At 62.4% G+C, this 18,479-nt stretch carries 16 protein-coding genes and 1 tRNA gene; 2 read left to right on the top strand and 15 right to left on the bottom strand.

Annotated elements, in window-relative coordinates:
* Window positions 1–129: 129 nt before the first annotated feature.
* Window positions 130–1,089, top strand: coding sequence for a transaldolase (gene tal / locus N5B55_RS06270; RefSeq protein ID WP_012761783.1), 960 nt, complete (start codon window positions 130–132; stop codon window positions 1,087–1,089).
* A gap of 12 nt (window positions 1,090–1,101) precedes the next feature.
* On the opposite strand, the gene N5B55_RS06265 is transcribed toward tal, so the two are convergent.
* The 3 genes from N5B55_RS06265 to rnr are packed head-to-tail and all read right to left on the bottom strand — an operon-like array spanning window position 1,102 to window position 5,255.
* Complete coding sequence (locus N5B55_RS06265; protein WP_304539515.1) at window positions 1,102–1,851, bottom strand: SIR2 family NAD-dependent protein deacylase; 750 nt, start codon at window positions 1,849–1,851, stop codon at window positions 1,102–1,104.
* Window positions 1,851–2,603: a 23S rRNA (guanosine(2251)-2'-O)-methyltransferase RlmB gene (rlmB, locus tag N5B55_RS06260; protein ID WP_012761781.1), complete on the bottom strand. Its 753-nt coding sequence runs from the start codon at window positions 2,601–2,603 to the stop codon at window positions 1,851–1,853. The genes N5B55_RS06265 and rlmB overlap by 1 nt, the downstream gene beginning before the upstream one ends.
* A 57-nt stretch (window positions 2,604–2,660) precedes the next feature.
* The gene (rnr, locus tag N5B55_RS06255; protein ID WP_304539514.1) at window positions 2,661–5,255 is read right to left on the bottom strand and encodes a ribonuclease R; all 2,595 of its coding nucleotides are present in this window, start codon (window positions 5,253–5,255) and stop codon (window positions 2,661–2,663) included.
* A 70-nt stretch (window positions 5,256–5,325) separates the two neighbouring features.
* Between rnr and N5B55_RS06250 the strand changes: the two genes are divergently transcribed.
* A tRNA-Leu gene (locus N5B55_RS06250) sits at window positions 5,326–5,410 on the top strand.
* Between the two features lie 374 nt (window positions 5,411–5,784).
* Here N5B55_RS06250 and N5B55_RS06245 read toward each other — a convergent pair.
* From N5B55_RS06245 to hisS, 12 genes are all read right to left on the bottom strand, one after another.
* Window positions 5,785–6,357 (bottom strand): phosphoribosyltransferase, encoded by a 573-nt coding sequence (locus N5B55_RS06245; RefSeq protein WP_065857669.1) that lies wholly within the window; start codon window positions 6,355–6,357, stop codon window positions 5,785–5,787.
* 117 nt (window positions 6,358–6,474) lie between these two features.
* Window positions 6,475–7,815 (bottom strand): adenylosuccinate synthase, encoded by a 1,341-nt coding sequence (locus N5B55_RS06240; protein ID WP_304539513.1) that lies wholly within the window; start codon window positions 7,813–7,815, stop codon window positions 6,475–6,477.
* A gap of 95 nt (window positions 7,816–7,910) precedes the next feature.
* Window positions 7,911–9,074 carry an ATP phosphoribosyltransferase regulatory subunit gene (locus N5B55_RS06235; protein ID WP_304539512.1) on the bottom strand — a complete coding sequence of 388 codons (1,164 nt, stop codon included), beginning with the start codon at window positions 9,072–9,074 and terminating at the stop codon, window positions 7,911–7,913.
* A 59-nt stretch (window positions 9,075–9,133) separates the two neighbouring features.
* Window positions 9,134–9,334: a DUF2065 domain-containing protein gene (locus N5B55_RS06230; protein WP_178959942.1), complete on the bottom strand. Its 201-nt coding sequence runs from the start codon at window positions 9,332–9,334 to the stop codon at window positions 9,134–9,136.
* 75 nt (window positions 9,335–9,409) lie between these two features.
* Window positions 9,410–10,324 (bottom strand): protease modulator HflC, encoded by a 915-nt coding sequence (gene hflC, locus N5B55_RS06225; protein ID WP_012761776.1) that lies wholly within the window; start codon window positions 10,322–10,324, stop codon window positions 9,410–9,412.
* 12 nt (window positions 10,325–10,336) lie between these two features.
* Complete coding sequence (gene hflK / locus N5B55_RS06220) at window positions 10,337–11,713, bottom strand: FtsH protease activity modulator HflK (RefSeq protein WP_304539511.1); 1,377 nt, start codon at window positions 11,711–11,713, stop codon at window positions 10,337–10,339.
* A 55-nt stretch (window positions 11,714–11,768) separates the two neighbouring features.
* A complete protein-coding gene (hflX, locus tag N5B55_RS06215; protein ID WP_065857659.1) occupies window positions 11,769–13,022 on the bottom strand; it encodes a GTPase HflX in 1,254 nt (417 codons plus the stop codon).
* Between the two features lie 73 nt (window positions 13,023–13,095).
* Complete coding sequence (gene hfq / locus N5B55_RS06210; protein WP_065857657.1) at window positions 13,096–13,335, bottom strand: RNA chaperone Hfq; 240 nt, start codon at window positions 13,333–13,335, stop codon at window positions 13,096–13,098.
* Between the two features lie 299 nt (window positions 13,336–13,634).
* Window positions 13,635–14,978, bottom strand: a complete 1,344-nt coding sequence (der, locus tag N5B55_RS06205; RefSeq protein WP_065857654.1) for a ribosome biogenesis GTPase Der — start codon at window positions 14,976–14,978, stop codon at window positions 13,635–13,637.
* Window positions 14,979–15,173: 195 nt separating this feature from the next.
* The gene (gene bamB, locus N5B55_RS06200; RefSeq protein WP_178959939.1) at window positions 15,174–16,352 is read right to left on the bottom strand and encodes an outer membrane protein assembly factor BamB; all 1,179 of its coding nucleotides are present in this window, start codon (window positions 16,350–16,352) and stop codon (window positions 15,174–15,176) included.
* A 49-nt stretch (window positions 16,353–16,401) separates the two neighbouring features.
* Entirely contained in the window at window positions 16,402–17,037 is a 636-nt protein-coding gene (locus N5B55_RS06195; RefSeq protein ID WP_304539766.1) for a YfgM family protein, read from the bottom strand.
* A gap of 64 nt (window positions 17,038–17,101) precedes the next feature.
* Window positions 17,102–18,424: a histidine--tRNA ligase gene (gene hisS / locus N5B55_RS06190; protein ID WP_178959938.1), complete on the bottom strand. Its 1,323-nt coding sequence runs from the start codon at window positions 18,422–18,424 to the stop codon at window positions 17,102–17,104.
* Between the last annotated feature and the right edge of the window lie 55 nt (window positions 18,425–18,479).

The raw sequence follows: 18,479 nt of genomic DNA, 5'->3' as shown, positions 1-18,479 counted from the left end.
GGGAAACCTGTTAGTGTACCGGATCAATGCGATGGCCCTCGGCCGGCTGGCGGAGCCAAACCTGCGGAGTACAATCGATTCATCCCTCCATCTCCGGCGCAACGCTGGAACGTACTTCGGACTCGCTTCATGACTCAGCTCGATCAACTCAAGCAGTTCACCACCGTAGTCGCCGACACGGGCGATTTCCAGGCCATGCGGGCCTACGCGCCGCACGATGCGACGACCAATCCGTCGCTGATCCTCAAGGCCGTGCAGAAAGCCGAATACCGCCCGCTGCTGGAGCAAGCCGTGCGTGACGCCCGCAGCGATAGCGTGGAAGACATCATCGATGCCGTGCTCGTGGCATTCGGCTGCGAGATCCTGTCGATCATCCCGGGCCGCGTGTCGACAGAAGTCGATGCACGGCTGTCGTTCGACACCGAGGCGACGGTCGCCAAGGCCAAACATCTGATTGCGTTGTACGAAGCGCGGGGCGTGGCGCGCGAGCGCGTGCTAATCAAGATTGCGTCGACCTGGGAAGGCATCCGCGCGGCGGATCAGCTTCGTGCAGAAGGCATCCGCTGCAACATGACGCTGCTGTTCTCGCTGGCTCAAGCGGTGGCGTGCGCGGAAGCAGGCGTGCAGCTCATCTCACCCTTCGTCGGCCGCATCTACGATTGGTACAAAAAGGATGCCGGCGCCAACTGGGACCCGGTCGCGCAAGGCGGCGCGAACGATCCCGGCGTGCAGTCCGTCCTGCGCATCTACAACTACTACAAGAAGTTCGACTACCCGACCGAAGTGATGGGCGCGAGCTTCCGCAACATCTCGCAGATCGTCGAACTGGCCGGCTGCGACCTCTTGACCATCAGTCCCGATCTGCTCGCTCAGTTGCAGCAGTCCGACGCGCCCGTCGAACGCAAGCTTTCTCCTGACAACGCCAATGCGGCCAACATCGTGCGTCTGCCGGCTGACGAGAAGTCGTTCCGCTGGCACATGAATGCCGATGCCATGGCTACCGAAAAGCTGGCCGAAGGCATCCGCCTGTTTGCAGCGGACGCGGTCAAATTGGAGGCATTGATTGAGCCGCTGCGCGTGGCGGCGTAAAAAGCGCTGGCCTTATCCCAGCATGGCGGGCAGGCACACGCCCGCCGGCTGATGAATCACCAGGTCGGCGGTTGCATCCAGCGCACTCGGCTCTGGATTCACAACGATCACCTTGGCGCCGTGGTCCTTTGCCAACCCCGGCAGCCCGGCCGCCGGATACACCATGCCGGACGTGCCAACAACGAGGCATACGTCACACGTGTTGGCTGCCTCTTCAGCACGGTAGTTCGCGACCAGCGGCAGTTGCTCGCCAAACCACACCACGCCCGGGCGCAGCATCGCGCCACACGTCGCACAACGCGGCGGCCTGCCCGGCTCGGCGGTGCCGATATCGCATTTGCCACAGCCACCCAACCACTTGTTGGCAAACAGGTTGCCGTGCAGTTCGATCACGCCTTCGCTGCCGGCGCGCTGGTGCAAGCCATCGACGTTCTGCGTGACGAGCGTCACCGTCTTGCGCCTGGCCAGCGCTGCAATCGCAAGATGGGCTGGATTCGGCTGCGCCTGCAGCACGCGCTCGCGGCGCTCCTGATACCAGTCCCAGACCATGCGCGGGTGCTTGCGATACGCGGCCTCGGTGGCCATGTCTTCCGGGTTGAACCGTGACCACAGGCCGGTCAGTGCATCACGAAACGTCGGCACACCCGATTCGGCCGAGACGCCCGCGCCCGTGAGCACCATGATGTGCTGGGCCGCCTCGATCCAGGCGTGGGCCTGGGCCAGTGCAGCCGCATCGAACGCGGCCGAAGGTTCGATACTCATTACTTCTTGGCAGGTGCCGCCGCGCGTTGGCGTACCGCTTCAAACAGGCACACGCCACTGGCCACCGACACGTTCAGGCTTTCCACGCTACCGGCCATCGGAATGCTGACCAGTGCGTCGCAGGTCTCACGCGTGAGCCGGCGCATGCCTTCGCCTTCGGCACCCATCACAATGGCGATGGGACCCTTGAAGTCTGCCTGATAGAGATCCTGCTCGGCTTCGTCCGCCGTGCCGATCACCCATACGCCGCGCTCCTGCAACTCGCGCAGCGTACGCGCCAGGTTGGTCACGGTGATGTATGGGACGGTTTCGGCAGCGCCACTGGCCACCTTGGCGACCGTCGTGTTGATCCCGACGCTACGGTCCTTCGGCGCAATCACGGCGTGCGCGCCAGCCGCATCGGCCACGCGCAGGCAAGCACCTAGGTTATGCGGATCGGTCACACCGTCGAGCACCAGCAGCAGCGGCGTGCCTTCGATGCCGTCGAGCAGTTCATCAAGATTGAGCGCCAGCGACAGCGACTCTGCCTTGGCAACCACGCCCTGGTGGCGATCAGTGCCGGCAATGCCGCGCAGCCGGTCAGCGTCGGCGGGGATGAGGCGCACGCCCGCTGCTTCCGCCGCTTTCAGGAAATCCTGCATGCGGCGGTCGCGGCGGTTGGCCTCGAAGTAGATTTCGTCGATCGACTTGGCGCCGTGGCGCAGTCGGGCGGTAACGGCATGAAAGCCGATGAGGAGCTTGGATTTAGACATGGCGCGATTGTACCTGTCTGCCCTCACTCCTCGGCCGCTTTGACCGCTCTAACTGCTTTAACGGCCCTTGGTCTTGCGCGGGGGCTTGCCCGCTGCCTTGCGCGGGGCAGCGGTCTTGGCGCTGCCCTTGGGCTTTGTGCTGCGCGTCGCCTGCTTCTTGCGAGCCGGCTTGGCGTGAGCATGCCCCGGAGGCAGCGCACGGCCGCCCGGCTCGAACACCGGCTGCTCTTCAATGACGCGATCCAGCGTCTCGTCGAACGACTCCTCCGGTTTGGCCGTACCGCCCAGCAATGCTGCCAATTGACGGGGTTTCTTGCGGCCCACCGGCGGCGCCGGCGTTGCCACGGCAGACTGCCGCGCAGCCGAAGCTTCTGGTGTGCCGGTCACCTTGGCTGGGCGCAGTGCCTTGGTCGAGGGCTCCTGGATCAGGCGGAAGTCCATCTTCCGGGCATCCAGATCGACGCGCAGCAACTGCACACGCACGCGGTCGGTCAACCGATAGCGGATGCCCGTGCGCTCCCCGCGCAGCTCATTGCGGGCTTCGTCGTATTGGAAGTAATCGCTGCCCAGCTCGGTCACGTGCACCAGACCTTCCACATACAGCTCGTCGAGCTGCACAAAGATGCCGAACGAGGTGACGGCGCTGACGGTGCCCGAGAACTCGTTGCCGAGCTTGTCGCGCATGAAGTAGCACTTGAGCCACGCCTCGACGTCGCGCGAGGCCTCGTCGGCGCGGCGCTCGTTGGCCGAGCAATGCACGCCGAGCTCATGCCAGATCGCTTCAACCTTGGCCTTGTTGTCGACCGCTGCCGGCACGCCTTTCTCGGCTTCAGCTTGCAAGCGACGCGCCTTTGGCGAGAGCGCACTGTTCAGTTGCACGCCTGGTGCCAGCACCGGCACATAACGCGTGCGATGCAGGATCGCCTTGATGGAGCGATGCACCAGCAAATCGGGGTAGCGGCGGATCGGGCTCGTGAAGTGCGCATACGCTGGATACGCCAGCCCAAAGTGGCCGATGTTGTCCGGGCTGTAGACCGCCTGCTGCATCGAGCGCAGCAGCATGGTCTGCAGCATCGGGGCATCAGGGCGTGCTGCCACCTTTTCCATCAGTTCGGCGTAATCAGCCGCCTGCGGCTTGTCGCCGCCGCCCAGCGTCAAGCCGCTCGTTTTCAGGAACGCACGCAGCGCCTGCAGCTTTTCTTCGGTCGGGCCAGCGTGGACGCGGTACAGCGCCGGATGCTTGTACTTCTCCAGCATCTCTGCCGCGCAGACGTTGGCTGTCAGCATGCACTCTTCGATCAGCCGGTGTGCGTCGTTGCGGGTGCGTGGCAGGATCTGCTCGATCTTGCCCTGCGCGTTGCAGACGATGTACGTCTCGGTGGTGTCGAAGTCGATCGCGCCACGCTCGCGGCGCGCCTTGAGCAGCGTCTGATACAGCTCGTATAGGTCCTGCAGATGCGGCACCAGCGGCGCGCGCTTGGCAGCCTCCGGGCCCTTCACATTGGACAGGATCGCCCAGACCTCGTTGTAGGTCAGACGTGCCTTCGAGTGCATCACCGCCGGGTAAAACTGATAGGCCTTGATCTCGCCCTTGGCAGTAATCACCGCATCGCAGACCATGCACAGGCGGTCCACTTCGGGGTTCAGAGAGCACAAACCGTTGGAAAGCTTCTCAGGCAGCATCGGGATCACCCGGCGCGGAAAATAGACCGAGGTCGCGCGATCAATGGCGTCGGCATCCAGCGGATGCCCAGGCCGCACGTAATGCGACACGTCGGCAATTGCCACGATCAGGCGCCAACCCTTGGTGCGGCCGATCTTGACGGGCTCGGCATAGACGGCGTCATCGAAATCGCGCGCGTCTTCACCGTCGATGGTGACCAACGGTACGTCGCGCAAGTCGATGCGCCCCGCCAAATCGGCATCGCGAACGACGTCGGGCAGCGCCTCAGCTTCTCGCTGTGTCGGCTCGGAAAACTCGTGCGGCACGCCGTACTTGCGCACGGCGATTTCGATCTCCATGCCGGGGTCGTCAATCTCGCCCAGCACTTCCACCACGCGGCCAATCGGTTGCACGTAGCGGTCCGGATATTCCAGGATCTCCACGCTCACCACTTGGCCGACCTTGGCCTTGCCCTGCCCCTTCGGTGCGATCAGGATGTCGCGGCCAAGGCGCTTGTCTTCCGGCGCCACGACCAGCGTGCCGCCTTCCGACAGCAACCGGCCGATGACGCGCTTGTTGGCCCGCTGCAGGATCTCGACGATCTGCCCTTCGGAGCGCCCGCGGCGGTCGTAGCCAACGGCGCGCACCAGGGCGCGATCGCCATGCATGGCCTTCTGCATCTCGCGCTCGGGCAGAAAGATATCGGGCTCACCGTCATCGCGGACGAAAAAGCCGAAGCCATCGCGATGGCCGATGACGCGACCTTCGATGAAATTAGGCTGGTGCGCCAGTTCGTAGCGCCCTTTGCGGTTGAGTTCGATCTGACCATCCCGCTCCATGGCGGTCAAACGCTTGATAAAGCCGTCATGCTCCTTGCGCGTGACCGACAGCGCCTTGGCAATGTCGGTGGCTGACAGCGGAGACCCCGAAGTGCGCAGCACACCGAGGATTTCCTCGCGGCTCGGGATCGGATAAGTCGGTTGATTCAATTTTTTCTTCTAGAGTGTTGACAGGATCGCTGGATCCCGTAATAATTACAGCTTCGGTACACGCACACCTGCCCAGGTGGCGGAATTGGTAGACGCACTAGTTTCAGGTACTAGCGGGTAACTCCGTGGAGGTTCGAGTCCTCTCCTGGGCACCAGAGTTCAGGAACGGCGCAACGCAAGTTGCGCCGTTTTTCTTTTCCGCGACCGGATTATCGTTTTTCAGTAGCTGACGCGACATTCCGCGAAGGACGACGTGCATTGTGTCTTGGCTATCACGCCAGGGCGGAGCCGGATCACCGACCTCACCTGCCCCAGACGCTGGGTGGGCTCGAAGCGCGACGCATCCACAGAGAGACGCATCACGCTTCGATCAACCGCGCTGCTCGTATTGGACATATGCTGCAAAGCCAATCCGTACGCGGGTTTCGGGCTCACGTTGCAGCCCGTGTCATCAGGTTACCGAAGTGGCACGCACGACGCAAGCCGCACACGCCACTCCATTCGCGCCTCGACGCAATCGACCAACGCCTCAGGCCGCCGACGCTTCGCCGTTACCGGCCGAACGCGCCTTCCCGCGCTTGATCCACGCGGCCAAGTTGTGGGGGCGGAGCGTGTCGTACTCCTCGAACGGTTGATGGATCCACGGATTGGTTGCGAGAAACTGCACAGCGTAATCCGGTTTGATCTTCGAGCATGCCTTGTGCCATAGCACAGCTGTACGCACGTCGGTCACAGCCGGATAACGCTCCTTCAGATGACGCCCCACACGCTCCAGCGTGACACCCGAATCCACCAGATCGTCCACAAGCAACACACGGCCCGACAGCTCGCCACGCGTCATCGTGATGTATTGGGCGATGTCGAGATCGCCCTGCTGCGTGCCAGCAGCTTCGCGATAGCTGCTGGTCGCCAGAATAGCCAACGGCAGGTCGTAGATGCGCGACAGCTGATCGCCAACGCGCAATCCGCCCCGCGCCAGGCACAGAATCTTGTCGAACTTCCAGCCCGACTCATGCACGATAAGCGCCAGGCGCTCGATCAGGCCGTGGTAGTCATCCCAGGACACCCATAGATGCGAGTCGTCGTTGATCGGCTGGTTCATGCTGTACCTCTTTGTATCGTGAATGCGGCGTGAGTTGCCGCTATCGTGTTCTATGGAAAGCAGGCGCTCCATGCAAATTCGCCCGGCAAATCACCGGGCGAATCGGGGCGCAGCGCGTCAGTCCTTGTAGGGATGACGCAGCAGGATGGTCTCGTCGCGGTCGGGGCCGGTCGAGATCATGGCGATCGGAATACCCGCCACTTCTTCGACGCGCTTCAGGTAAGCCTGCGCGGTTTCGGGCAGCGCATCCCATTCCTTCAGGCCGAAGGTCGAGGTGTTCCAGCCCGGAAATTCTTCGTAGATCGGCTGGCAACGCGCCACAGCATCGGAGCCACGCGGCAGGATGTCGATTTGCTTGCCGTCGAGCGTGTAGCCCACGCAAAGCTTGAGCGTTTCCAGGCCATCCAGCACATCGAGCTTGGTCATGCACAGGCCCGACACGCCGTTGATCTGGATCGCGCGACGCAGGGCGGCGGCATCCAACCAGCCCGTGCGGCGCGGGCGGCCCGTGACCGAGCCGAATTCCTTGCCGACATTGGCCAGACGCACGCCGATCGGGTCTTGGCGCGCGGGATTGTCCGCGTCATACAGCTCGCTCGGGAACGGCCCCGAACCCACGCGCGTGCAATACGCCTTGGTGATGCCAAGGATGTAATGCAGTTGGCCCGGGCCGACGCCAGCGCCCGCAGCGGCATTGCCCGCCACACAGTTGCTCGACGTCACGAACGGGTAGGTACCATGGTCGATATCGAGCAGCGTGCCTTGCGCGCCTTCGAACATCAGGTTCTTGCCGGCAGCGTTGGCGGCAAACAGCTCGGCCGACACGTCCGTGACCATCGGGGCGAGGCGGTCTGCATACGACAGCATTTCGTCGAGCGTCTGCTGGAAATCCAGCGCCGGGTGATTCAGGTACTGCGACAGGACGAAATTGTGGAAATCCAGGTTTTCGCGCAGACGCTCGGCAAAGTAAGCCGGGTCGAACAGATCCTGTACGCGCAGCGCGCGGCGGGCCACCTTGTCTTCATATGCCGGGCCAATACCGCGGCCTGTGGTGCCGATCTTGGCGGCGCCGCGCTTGGCTTCGCGCGCCTTGTCAATGGCCACGTGGTAAGGCAGGATCAGGTTGGTCGCTTCCGAAATGCGCAAGCGGTTCTGCACTTGCACGCCGGCCGTTTCCAACTCGTCGATTTCCTTGAACAGGGCCTCAGGCGACAGCACGACACCGTTGCCGATATAGCACGCGACGCCGTCGCGCATGATGCCCGACGGGATCAGACGCAGAATCGTCTTCTTACCGCCGATGATGAGGGTATGGCCTGCGTTATGTCCGCCCTGGAAACGAACCACGCCTTGTGCATGATCGGTCAGCCAATCGACGATTTTCCCTTTACCTTCGTCACCCCACTGGGTGCCGATGACGACGACATTGCGTCCTTGGCTCACTGCTGGTGCGGACATGTTGAATTTGCAGATGGGTTAAAAACGTATTCTACCCTTGTTGCCAGGGGCTTCCCTGAAATTACCGGGTATTTACACAACGTTATGCAACAACTTCAGATCGAAGCGTTGCGGGGCTTGACGATCCAACGACCGCCCTCTTCGACGAGTTGCCGGTCGTAGGCGAACTCCTCCAGATCTTCCGGGTGGCCTGGCAGGGACTGGATAACAATCTCGCCGGCAGCCCGCAACGCGGCAATGGCCTCGCGCAGCTTGGCATCGCCCGACCATGGCGCATGGATGGCGGCAGCGCGCGCCTCAACTGGCGAGATACCGGCGACTTCGCGCAGGTCCAGTGAAAAGCCTGTCGCCGGCCGGGCGCGGCCAAACGCCTCCCCGACCTTGTCATACCGGCCGCCGCGCGCCACGGCATTCGGCACACCGGCTACATAGGCAGCAAACATCACACCGCTGTGGTAGTGGTAGCCACGCAGATCGGCCAGATCGATGTTTACGGCCGCACCGCGGGCACGCTCGGCCAGCGTAGCCAAGTCGTCCAGGGCGCGGCCGATCGCGGGCAACGCCGGCAACCGCTTGCGCGCGAGATCGAGCACTTCGGCGCCGCCATACAGCGCTGGCAGCAGATTGATGGCGTCGCGCTGAGCCGCCGGAAGCTCCGCCGTGACGGCACGCAGAGCCGGTACGTCCTTAGCGGCCAGTGCAGTGAAAAGCTCGTCTTGAATGCGCGCGGCTATCGGCGACTGCTCCAGCAACGCCGCTACCACGCCAACGTGACAGAGATCCAGGCGCACATCCGCCAAACCCGCCGCCGACAAGGCGGCAAGCATCAATTCCTGAATTTCGAGATCGGCTTCAAGGCCGGCATGGCCATAGATTTCGGCGCCGATCTGCAGCGGCTCTCGCGTGACGTGGAATCCACTCGGACGGGTATGCAGTACCGAACCGGCGTAGCACAGGCGCGTCACGCCGGCGCGGTTCAGCAAGTGAGCATCGATCCGGGCGACTTGCGGTGTGATGTCGGCGCGCAGGCCGATGGTGCGACCGGAGAGTTGATCGACCAGCTTGAACGTCTTTAGATCGAGATCATGCCCCGTGCCGGAAAGCAGCGACTCGATGTATTCCAGCATCGGGGGCATGACGAGTTCGTAGCCGTAGGTGCGGAACAGGTCGAGCATGCAGCGGCGCAACTCTTCGATCTTGCGCGCCTCTGAAGGCAGCACATCAGCAATGGATTCAGGCAGCAGCCAATTGGTCGGCATGACGGTCTCGCTCGGGAGTCTTGGTACGGCGGAAATTAGGTAAAAACGCACGAAGTGCGCTAGCGATGCAACAACCGCAGGAGGATCAGCCCGATCGCCATCGACACCAGGCCGATCACGCGAAGCTTTTCGTCGGGCAGATCGGTCAGCGTCTGGAATGCGCGTCGCCAGGCGTGCGGCGCCACGAACGGCAGGATGCCCTCGAATACGAGCACCAGCGCGCACGCTGCGAGCAGAACGTCGGGGAGTGACTCTTCCATGGATGCGGTTGGCGAACGAACAAAACCCCGGCAAGCCGGGGTCTGTCCGCCTCAAATGATCAGCGACGCATTGTACTAGCGATGGCGCCCGGTCTGGGCAGCCGGTGCCGCCGCGGAGTTGCCGCCGTTCGGGCTGCGCATGTATTTGAAGAAATCGTTGTTCGGCTGCAGCACCAGCACGTCCTTCCGATCTCGGAACGATGCGCGGTACGCTTCCATGGAGCGCCAGAATGCAGCGAACTGCGGATCGCGGCCGAACGCTTCGGCATAAATGTCAGCGGCGCGGGCATCGCCCTCACCCTTGATCTTCTGCGCATCGCGGTAGGCATCAGCCAGAACAACTTCGCGCTGACGATCAGCATCGGCGCGGATTTTTTCGCCCTCTGCGGCCCCGGTCGAACGCAGCTCGTTGGCCACGCGCTTCCGTTCGGCCTCCATGCGGCGGTACACCGATTCCGTCACGCTGGCCAGCAGATCGACACGCTTCAGACGCACGTCGATGATGTCTACACCGACAGACTTGCCATACTCCTGCACGCCTTTGAGGATGCTCTGCATCACAGCTTCACGGTCCGTCGACACCACATCGGACACCGTGCGGCGCGCAAACTCATCGCGGGCGATCGAGTTGATCTTCTGCGTCATGCTGTCCTGCGCGAGGCGATTATCGCCCTTGAAGCTCACGTAAAACAGCCGCGGATCCGACACGCGCCACTTCACGAACCAGTCGACCAGCAGGTTCTTCTTCTCCGCCGTGATGAAACGATCGGCGCCAGCCACATCGATGGTCTGCAGTCGCTTATCCATGAACACCACATTCTGCAGAGGTGGCGGGAGCTTGAAGTGCAGCCCGGGCTCCTTGATAACCTGCTTGATTTCACCAAAGGCGAACACCACGGCGTACTGCCGCTGATCCACCACGAACACCACCGACGAGAACACCGCCAGGGCAATGACCAGCGCCACGAAGGCAGAAATCAGACGATTCATAATGCCCTCCTGTTAGCGCGAATCGCGGTCACGGTTGCGCAGTGCTTCGCGCGAGCGCGAGTCTGCGTCATTGGCCGGTGACGGATTGGAGGGGGTCGGCACGCCCTGGGCAGACCCGCTGTCCTGCGCAGAAGCACCCGGCGCGGGAGCCGGGCGCGATGTGTCGCACTGCGTTTGCGCGATCAGCTTGTCCAGCGGCAAATACAAGAGGCTGCCATTGCTCTGGTCGACCAAGACTTTCGTCGAATTGGCGTAAATGTCTTGCATGGTTTCCAGATAAATGCGATCGCGCGTGACCTGCGGCGCCTTTGCGTACTCGTGCTGCACCGAGGCAAAGCGGGCCGCATCACCTTCCGCACGAGCGATGACGCGTGCCTTGTAGCCTTGCGCCTCTTCACCCAGACGGGCTGCCGTACCCTTGGCACGCGGCACCACGTCATTGGCGTAAGCCTGACCTTCGGAGATGGCTCGCTCGCGATCCTGGCCTGCCTTGGTCACATCATCGAACGCGGCCTGCACCTGCTCGGGCGGCTGGACGCTCTGCACGTTGACGCTGAGGATTCGGATGCCGGTCTTATAAGCCGACAGAATGCGTTGGATCGATTCGGCCAGGTTGCGGCCAACGGCATCGCGTCCTTCGTACAGAACCGCATCCATCTTGTTGCGGCCGACGATTTCGCGCACCGACGTCTCGGCCGCCTGCGTCACCAGTTCTTCATCGCCGCCGCGGTCCGTACGGTTGTAGAACAGGTAATCGACCGGGTTGGCAATGTTGTACTGAACCGAGAAGCGCACGTCGACGATGTTCTCGTCCTGCGTGAGCATCGAGGAGTCTTTCAGGTTCGTGTCCTTGATCTGGGTGGTACGACCGATTTCAAGCGTACGCACACCCGACAGGTTCACGATCTCGTGCGATTCGATCGGATACGGCAGGCGCCAGTTGATACCCGGCGTTGCCAAATACTTGAAACGACCGAACTGCAGGATCACGCCAGTCTGGCCTTCCTGAACGATGAAGAAACCGCTGGCCAGCCACAGGCCCACGAGCACTGCCAGCAGGACGCCGACACCCAAGCCAGAGCCACCGCGGCCGCTACCCGGACGCAGCGGCGTGGGGCCGTCGTTTCCGTTACCGCTATCTTTGCGTCCAAACAGGTTGTTCAGACGGCGATTGAAGTCGCGCCACAACTCGTCAAGGTCGGGCGGGCCATCCTGGGGCGGCTTGCTTTGGCGCTTCGGCTCGTCTTTGTCTTCGCGCTCGGCGTTGTTGTCATCGCCGCGACCCCAGCGCGGATCGTTCAGCGAAAGCAGCACACGCAGGCGGTGCCACAAACCTCGCGCCGGGCGCGGCGAGGCCATGGAAGAAGACTGGGTCGAAATCTCGGGCATGAGCGGTCGGGCTTGTCCTGATTGTCTGACTATGGAGAAGTAGCGGGCCATTCTATCAGCCCTCTTCGTCACCTTTGGCGGAAGAACCGCTGCTCGGCAAGCTTTGCGACAGTTCGTCACGGTGCTCCGGCAGCAGATCCCGGCGAGTATCGAAGCGCGGATCGAAATCGCCGCCATGCGACGCGGGGTGCTCACGCAGCCGGATTGCGGTCTCGACCAGCGCCTCGCGCAAGAGATCAAGCCCGGTGCCCTCGATGGCAGAGACGAACACGCGCCGCACGGCACCCGTTTCGTCGCGCTCGATGCGCGGACCGGCAGCACGCAGCTCCTCCGCCGCGTCGATCTTGTTCATCACCAAAATTTGCGGGATGCCGCTGGCGTCGATTTCATCCAGCACGCGATCGACCTGCTCCATCTGCTCGTGCTTGACGGTGCTGGCGGCGTCCACCACGTGCAGCAGCACGTCGGCGTGCACGGTTTCTTCCAACGTGGCGCGGAAGGCGGCCACCAGCTGCGTCGGCAAATCACGGATAAAACCCACCGTATCCGACAGGACCACATTGCCCAGCCCCTCGAGGTACAGCCGGCGGGAGGTGGTGTCCAGCGTGGCGAACAATTGGTTGGCAGCGTACGCGCGTGCCTTGGTCAGCGCGTTGAAGAGCGTCGATTTACCGGCATTGGTATAGCCGACCAGGGAGACAGAAAATGCGTCGTTGCGGCTGCGCGAACGGCGCTGCGTGTCATGCTGACGTTGGAGTTTGTCCAATTCGGACGACAGACGCTTGGCACGCTCATCCAGCATCCGGCGGTCCAGTTCGAGCTGACGCTCGCCCGGGCCGCCGCGCAAGCCGACACCGCCCTTCTGACGCTCCAAGTGGCTCCATGCACGGACCAGACGGGCCGCCTGGTACCGCACGCGTGCTAGCTCCACCTGCACCTTGCCGACGTGGCTCTGCGCGCGCTGGCTGAAGATGTCGAGGATGAGGCCGGTCCGGTCCACCACGTGGCGCCCGAAAAAGCGTTCGAGGTTACGCTGCTGAGCGGGGCTGAGCGCGTGGTTGAAGATGACGATCTCCGCGTCTTCCTCATCTGCGGCGATCTTCACCTCTTCGGCCTTGCCAGCCCCGATGAACAACGCAGCGTCGGGCCTGGAACGCTTGCCCGTGACCGCGCGCACCGGTTCAGAACCGGCCGTGGAGGCCAGCAGCGCCAGTTCGCTCAAACTTTCCTGAAAATCGTGTTTGCCGAAATCGACGGCGACCAAAATAGCGCGCGTCGGCTCCGAGCTGGAGGTGGGATGGGATGCCAAACGGGGAAATAAGGAAGGGAGAAACGGGGTGGGTGCGTCCCGCCGCGCAGAGGGCGGCGGGAGCGAGGCAGAATCAGGCGTCAGGCGTTTCGTCCACGCGGAAATTCACGGCACGGGCCGGCACCACGGTGGAGATCGCATGCTTGTACACCATCTGCGTCACGGTGTTACGCAGGAGCACGACGTATTGGTCGAACGACTCGATGTTGCCTTGCAGCTTGATACCGTTGACGAGGTAGATCGACACCGGCACATGCTCCTTACGCAGCGCATTCAGAAACGGGTCTTGTAGCAATTGCCCTTTGTTGCTCATGGCACACTCCAGATTTATAGGTTTAGTGATGGGTTATGGGGCTCGGAAGCCCGGGTTCAAGCAGTCGACGCAAAAAAAGTTCGTCAAAAGAGTCAGCCAGACGCGTCCAAATGACGCCAATGGCGCCTGGATTTGCAGACACCAAGCGCCATGTCTCGAGAATTTAGCCTTAGAAATCAGGGAAAGCAAACGGAAAACCGATGACCCCGCCATATGAAATGGCTCGGCCTTTTTGGTCATCCTCCGTTCGACTGCCCCGCGTCACACGCTCCCGCTGTCGAGCACCGCCCGCGCGGTGCTCAGTCGTTGGATTGGGCGTACGGATTTTTGTTCGTACGAAATTCGATCCGCAGCGGTGTGCCTTTCAGTTGGAAGGCTTCGCGGAAGCGCCCCTCCAAGTAGCGGCGATAGGTTTCGGGAATATTCGACAGCGCATTGCCGTGAACCACCACGATTGGCGGGTTGGAACCGCCCTGGTGCGCGTAGCGCAGCTTGGGGCGCGAAACACCTGCGCGTCGCGGCTGCTGGTACTCGACCGCCTCCATCAACACGCGCGTGAGCTTTGGCGTGGGCAGCTTGACCATGGCGGCAGCATAAGCGGCGTCCACGGACTTCATCAGCGCGCCAATGCCAGTGCGCTCCTTGGCGGAAATGTAATGCACGTTGGCGAACGACAGGAACTGAAGCTTGCGCTCCATATCGTGCTTGATACGATCGCGGGCATGCCCGGTCAGGCCATCCCACTTGTTCACACCGATCACCAGCGCGCGGCCGGATTCGACGATGAAGCCGGCGATATGCGCGTCCTGATCGGAAATATCCTGCTGCGCATCGAGGATCAGCACGACCACGTTGGCATCTGCAATGGATTGCAGCGTCTTCACCACCGAGAACTTCTCAATGGCCTCGAACACCTTGCCACGCTTGCGCAAGCCCGCCGTATCGATAAGCGTGTAAGGTTTGCCGTTACGCTCGAAGTCCACGTAGATGGCATCGCGCGTGGTGCCCGGCATATCGAAGGCGATCACGCGCTCTTCGCCGATCAGCGCATTCACAAGCGTCGACTTGCCTACGTTCGGACGGCCAACGATGGCGATGCGAGTGCCATGGTCGTGCGCGTCAGCTGCCTCGGCAAGCTCCGGACGCTCCGCAAATGCGAGGTCAAGCGCCTCCGCCACAAGGTCATTGACTCCATCGCCATGCGCGGCCGAGATGGCAGCCGGATCGCCCAGGCCCAGTTCATAGAAATCGCTGGCGACAGCCGTGTAGCGCATGCCCTCGGCCTTGTTGACGGCCAGAAGGATGCGACGCCCGGTTTTGCGCAGGTAGTCGGCAATCACCCGATCTTGTGGCGCCAACCCGAGTCGGCCGTCGACGATGAAAATCACGACATCGGCCTCGACCACAGCTTGGCGCGTCTGCTTGGCCATTTCTGCAACGATGCCATCCTTGGCCACGGGTTCGAAGCCGCCGGTATCGATGGCGATGAACGGACGGTCGCCGACCCGGCCTTCGCCGTAGTGGCGATCGCGCGTCAGGCCCGGAATATCCGCAACCAACGCGTCACGCGAGCGCGTCAGACGGTTGAAGAGGGTCGATTTGCCGACATTCGGCCGCCCTACAAGGGCAATGACTGGTTTCATGCTTGTGTGCCGCACGCGAATAGCGCCACGGCAAATTCTGATTGTTGCAACTGCGGTTGGCATCTGCACGGCTGAATGCCTGGTGACACAGATGCAAGACGCCCGCGGAATACGCGGGCGCAAGTTCAAGGCGGCGCTGCCGCCCCGATGTGATGCGTGTGCCGCCGCAGCCCCTTCGGACCAAGGCGGCCAATGTTACTTTGGCAGATAGCCGTAGACGCCGCCACCGCGGGTCTGCACGACCAGCGTCTGGCCCACCACCACGGGCGCCGCGCCAATGGCGCTGCTGTCGGTCTTTACGCGGGCCACGAACTTGCCGTCGTCGCGCGACAGGAAATGTAGCCAGCCTTCGGAATCGCCCACAATGACCGCGCGACCGAAGGCCAGCGGCGTGCCGAGGTCGCGCCAAAGAAGGGCGTCGTTCTTCCAAAGATCGGCGCCGTTCTGTGCGTTAAAACCGTAGACCACCGACTTTTCGTCAGCGGCGAACAGTCCATCATCCTCTTGCGTCACACCGCTCGGCGACGAGAAATCTCGTCCCCAGCGCGGTGCGCCAGTGCTCGTATCGAAACACGCCACCCGCCCTTGGAAGCTGGCTGCGCAGACTTGTGAACCGCTGATCGACGGCGCTCCAGTCACGTCGTTCAGACGCTCGATCTCCGATACACCGCGCGGATACGACACAGCGGCTTCCCAGCGCAGCGCGCCATTGCTGGCCGAAACCGCACCCAGCTTGCCACCCGCAAAACCGAGGATGACGTTATCGCCGGCAAAAACCATCGGCAGGCTGCTGCGCAGGTTCAGCGCCGAGGGCGAACGCTGGTAGATCCACTTGCGCTCGCCGTTGCTGGGGTCCAGCCCCAGGACGCGACCGTCCGTCGTACGAACAATCACCAGCCCCTGACCCACCAGCGGCGCGGTCAGAACTTCACCGTTGACAGCGACCTTCCACTTTTGCGCGCCCTTTTCGTCGAACGCAATGACTGCGCCCTTCTCACCTGCCACTGCCGTCAGCGTGCCATCGCTGCCCGGGCCGGAGGTCAAGTCCACATCGGCCTTGCCTTGCCACACCGTGCGTCCGGTGGCGCCATCCAGGGCGGTCACGGTTCCGCCGGCGGCCGACACGTAGACGTTGTTGCCCGCCACGGCCGGCTGCATCACGTAGCGGCCACTCTTCCCGACGCTCACGCTCCAGACCTGGCGCACGGCCAACACTTGCTGAACTTCCTTCAGCTTGGCCGGCTCATGCTTTGTCTTGCTGCTGAACAGCGAGCAACCGCCAAGGACAGCCGTCGCCGTCAGTGCCAGCACTGCCACGCGTGCTGCCTGGGCAACACCGCGCGTGACACCACCCTGCTCAAGTGCGTGAATCATGAAATCGGGATCCTTTTTGTTATGCGTTGAATTGCTCGGGTTACGCCAATCAGGCACCGCCCAGCGCATCCAGCTTGAACTGCACGATCTGGCGAGCCGAAGCATCAGCCGGACCGAACTTTTCCAACGCCAGCTTGTAAGCAGCGCGGGCATCTTCGTTCTTGTTCTGCGCGGCAAGAAGGTCACCGCGGCGATCGGCGTACAGCGCGGCGAAAGCCGGCGAAATATCACCGGAGACTAGCGCGATGCCCTGATCGTAGGCTTTCTCGTCGAGCAGGAGCCCCGCCAGGCGCAGCTTGGCCAGCGCCTTGTACTCATCGTCGCGTGCATGACCAACTGCCCATTGCAGTTGCGCTTTTGCACCCGCTGCATCGTTGGCTTCGTACAGCGCCTTCGCGGTCGCCAACGCGGTCATCTGCGCATATGCCGTGCCGCCGAACTTGTCTTCCATATCCGTGGCGGCACGCTTGATCTTCTCAGCGTCTTTGCCATCAACGGCCTTCTGTACCTGCTCATACAGCACGGACGCTTCGCCCGCTTGCTTACGCTCCCAATTCTTCCAGCCGAACCAGCCTGCCACGGCCAGCAGCACCACAATGGCGATCCACGTGATTACGTTGCCGTTATCACGCCACCAGTGCTTGAGACTCTCTATCTGTTCCTGTTCTTCGAGATCGTAGGCCATGCTTTGCAGAGCTTGAATATTAGAGGTGAATCGCGGTCGTTCGCTGGCGAATGCACTGCCGCGGTTAGTCGTTGTTGGCCACCATGGCATCGATCAGGCGGTCGACCAGCTGGTCCGACGGCACGGTCTGCTGGGCATCCGCGGCCGGATCACCACGCAGCGGCTTGATCTGCGCAACACCTTGGGTGACTTCATCGTCGCCAATGATAACCGCATAGGAGGCGCCACTTGCGTCAGCGCGCTTGAACTGCGACTTGAAGCTACCGTTGCGCCCTTCCGGCGAGGCGTGAAGAATGACGTCGAGGCCGGCGTCGCGCAGTCGCTCTGCGGCGATCAGCGCCTGCACCTGCGCCTCATCACCCTGATGGACGATGTAGACGTCGCAGCCCTGCGCTTCTGGCTCAAGCTTTTCTTCGCGCAGCAGCTCGATGATGCGCTCGACGCCCATCGCCCAGCCGCATGCGGGGGCCGGCTTACCGCCGATCTGCTCGATCAGCGGGTCGTAGCGGCCGCCGCCGGCCACGGTGCCTTGCGCGCCCAGCTTGTCGGTCGTCCACTCAAAGACGGTGAGGTTGTAGTAATCCAAGCCGCGCACCAGACGCGGGTTGATGGTGAACGGAATGTTGTTCGCCTTCAGCAACTTCTGCACGCCTTCGAAGTGCGCACGCGATTCGTCGCCCAGGTAGTCGATCAGCTTGGGCGCGCCTGCCGCCATGTCCTGCAGCGCCGGGTTCTTGGTGTCGAGCACGCGCAGCGGATTGCTGTACAGGCGGCGCTTGCCGTCCTCATCCAGAATGTCCTGGAAGCCTTCCAGATATTTGATGAGATCGGCGCGGTGTGCAGCGCGCTCATCCGCCTGACCGAGCGAGTTCAACTCCAGCTTTAGGCCGACCAGGCCGAGGTCGTCCCACAGCCGCTGGCACATCAGGATGACTTCTGCGTCGATATCGGGGCCAGCAAAGCCTAGCGCTTCCACGCCCACCTGATGGAACTGGCGATAGCGTCCACGCTGCGGACGCTCGTGGCGGAACATCGGGCCGGTGTACCACAGGCGCTTCGGACCGTCGTACAGCAGGTTGTGCTCGATCACTGCGCGCACGGCGGCAGCGGTGCCTTCCGGGCGCATGGTCAGCTGCTCGCCGTTCAACGCATCGGTAAAGGTGTACATCTCTTTCTCGACGATGTCCGTCACCTCGCCAATGCCACGCACAAACAATTGCGTCTGCTCTACGATCGGCGTGCGAATCTGCTGGTAGCCATAGGCGCGGAGCATGCTGCGTACGGCGTTGTCAAAGTGCTCCCACAGCGGGGCGTCACTGGGCAACAGGTCGTTCATGCCTTTGACGCCGGCGATCTTCTGCACGCGTTGTTTTTGTGTATCGCTCATGATGTCACTTGAAGACCGGCCTCTCGCATTTAGCTGCATGCGGGGCCGGCCGGTC

The sequence above is a fragment of the Ralstonia pickettii genome, from assembly GCF_030582395.1.
Classification (GTDB): Bacteria; Pseudomonadota; Gammaproteobacteria; order Burkholderiales; family Burkholderiaceae; genus Ralstonia; species Ralstonia pickettii_D.
The sequence above is the reverse complement of the archived record's forward strand: the minus strand, read 5'-3'. Positions and strand labels throughout refer to the sequence as shown.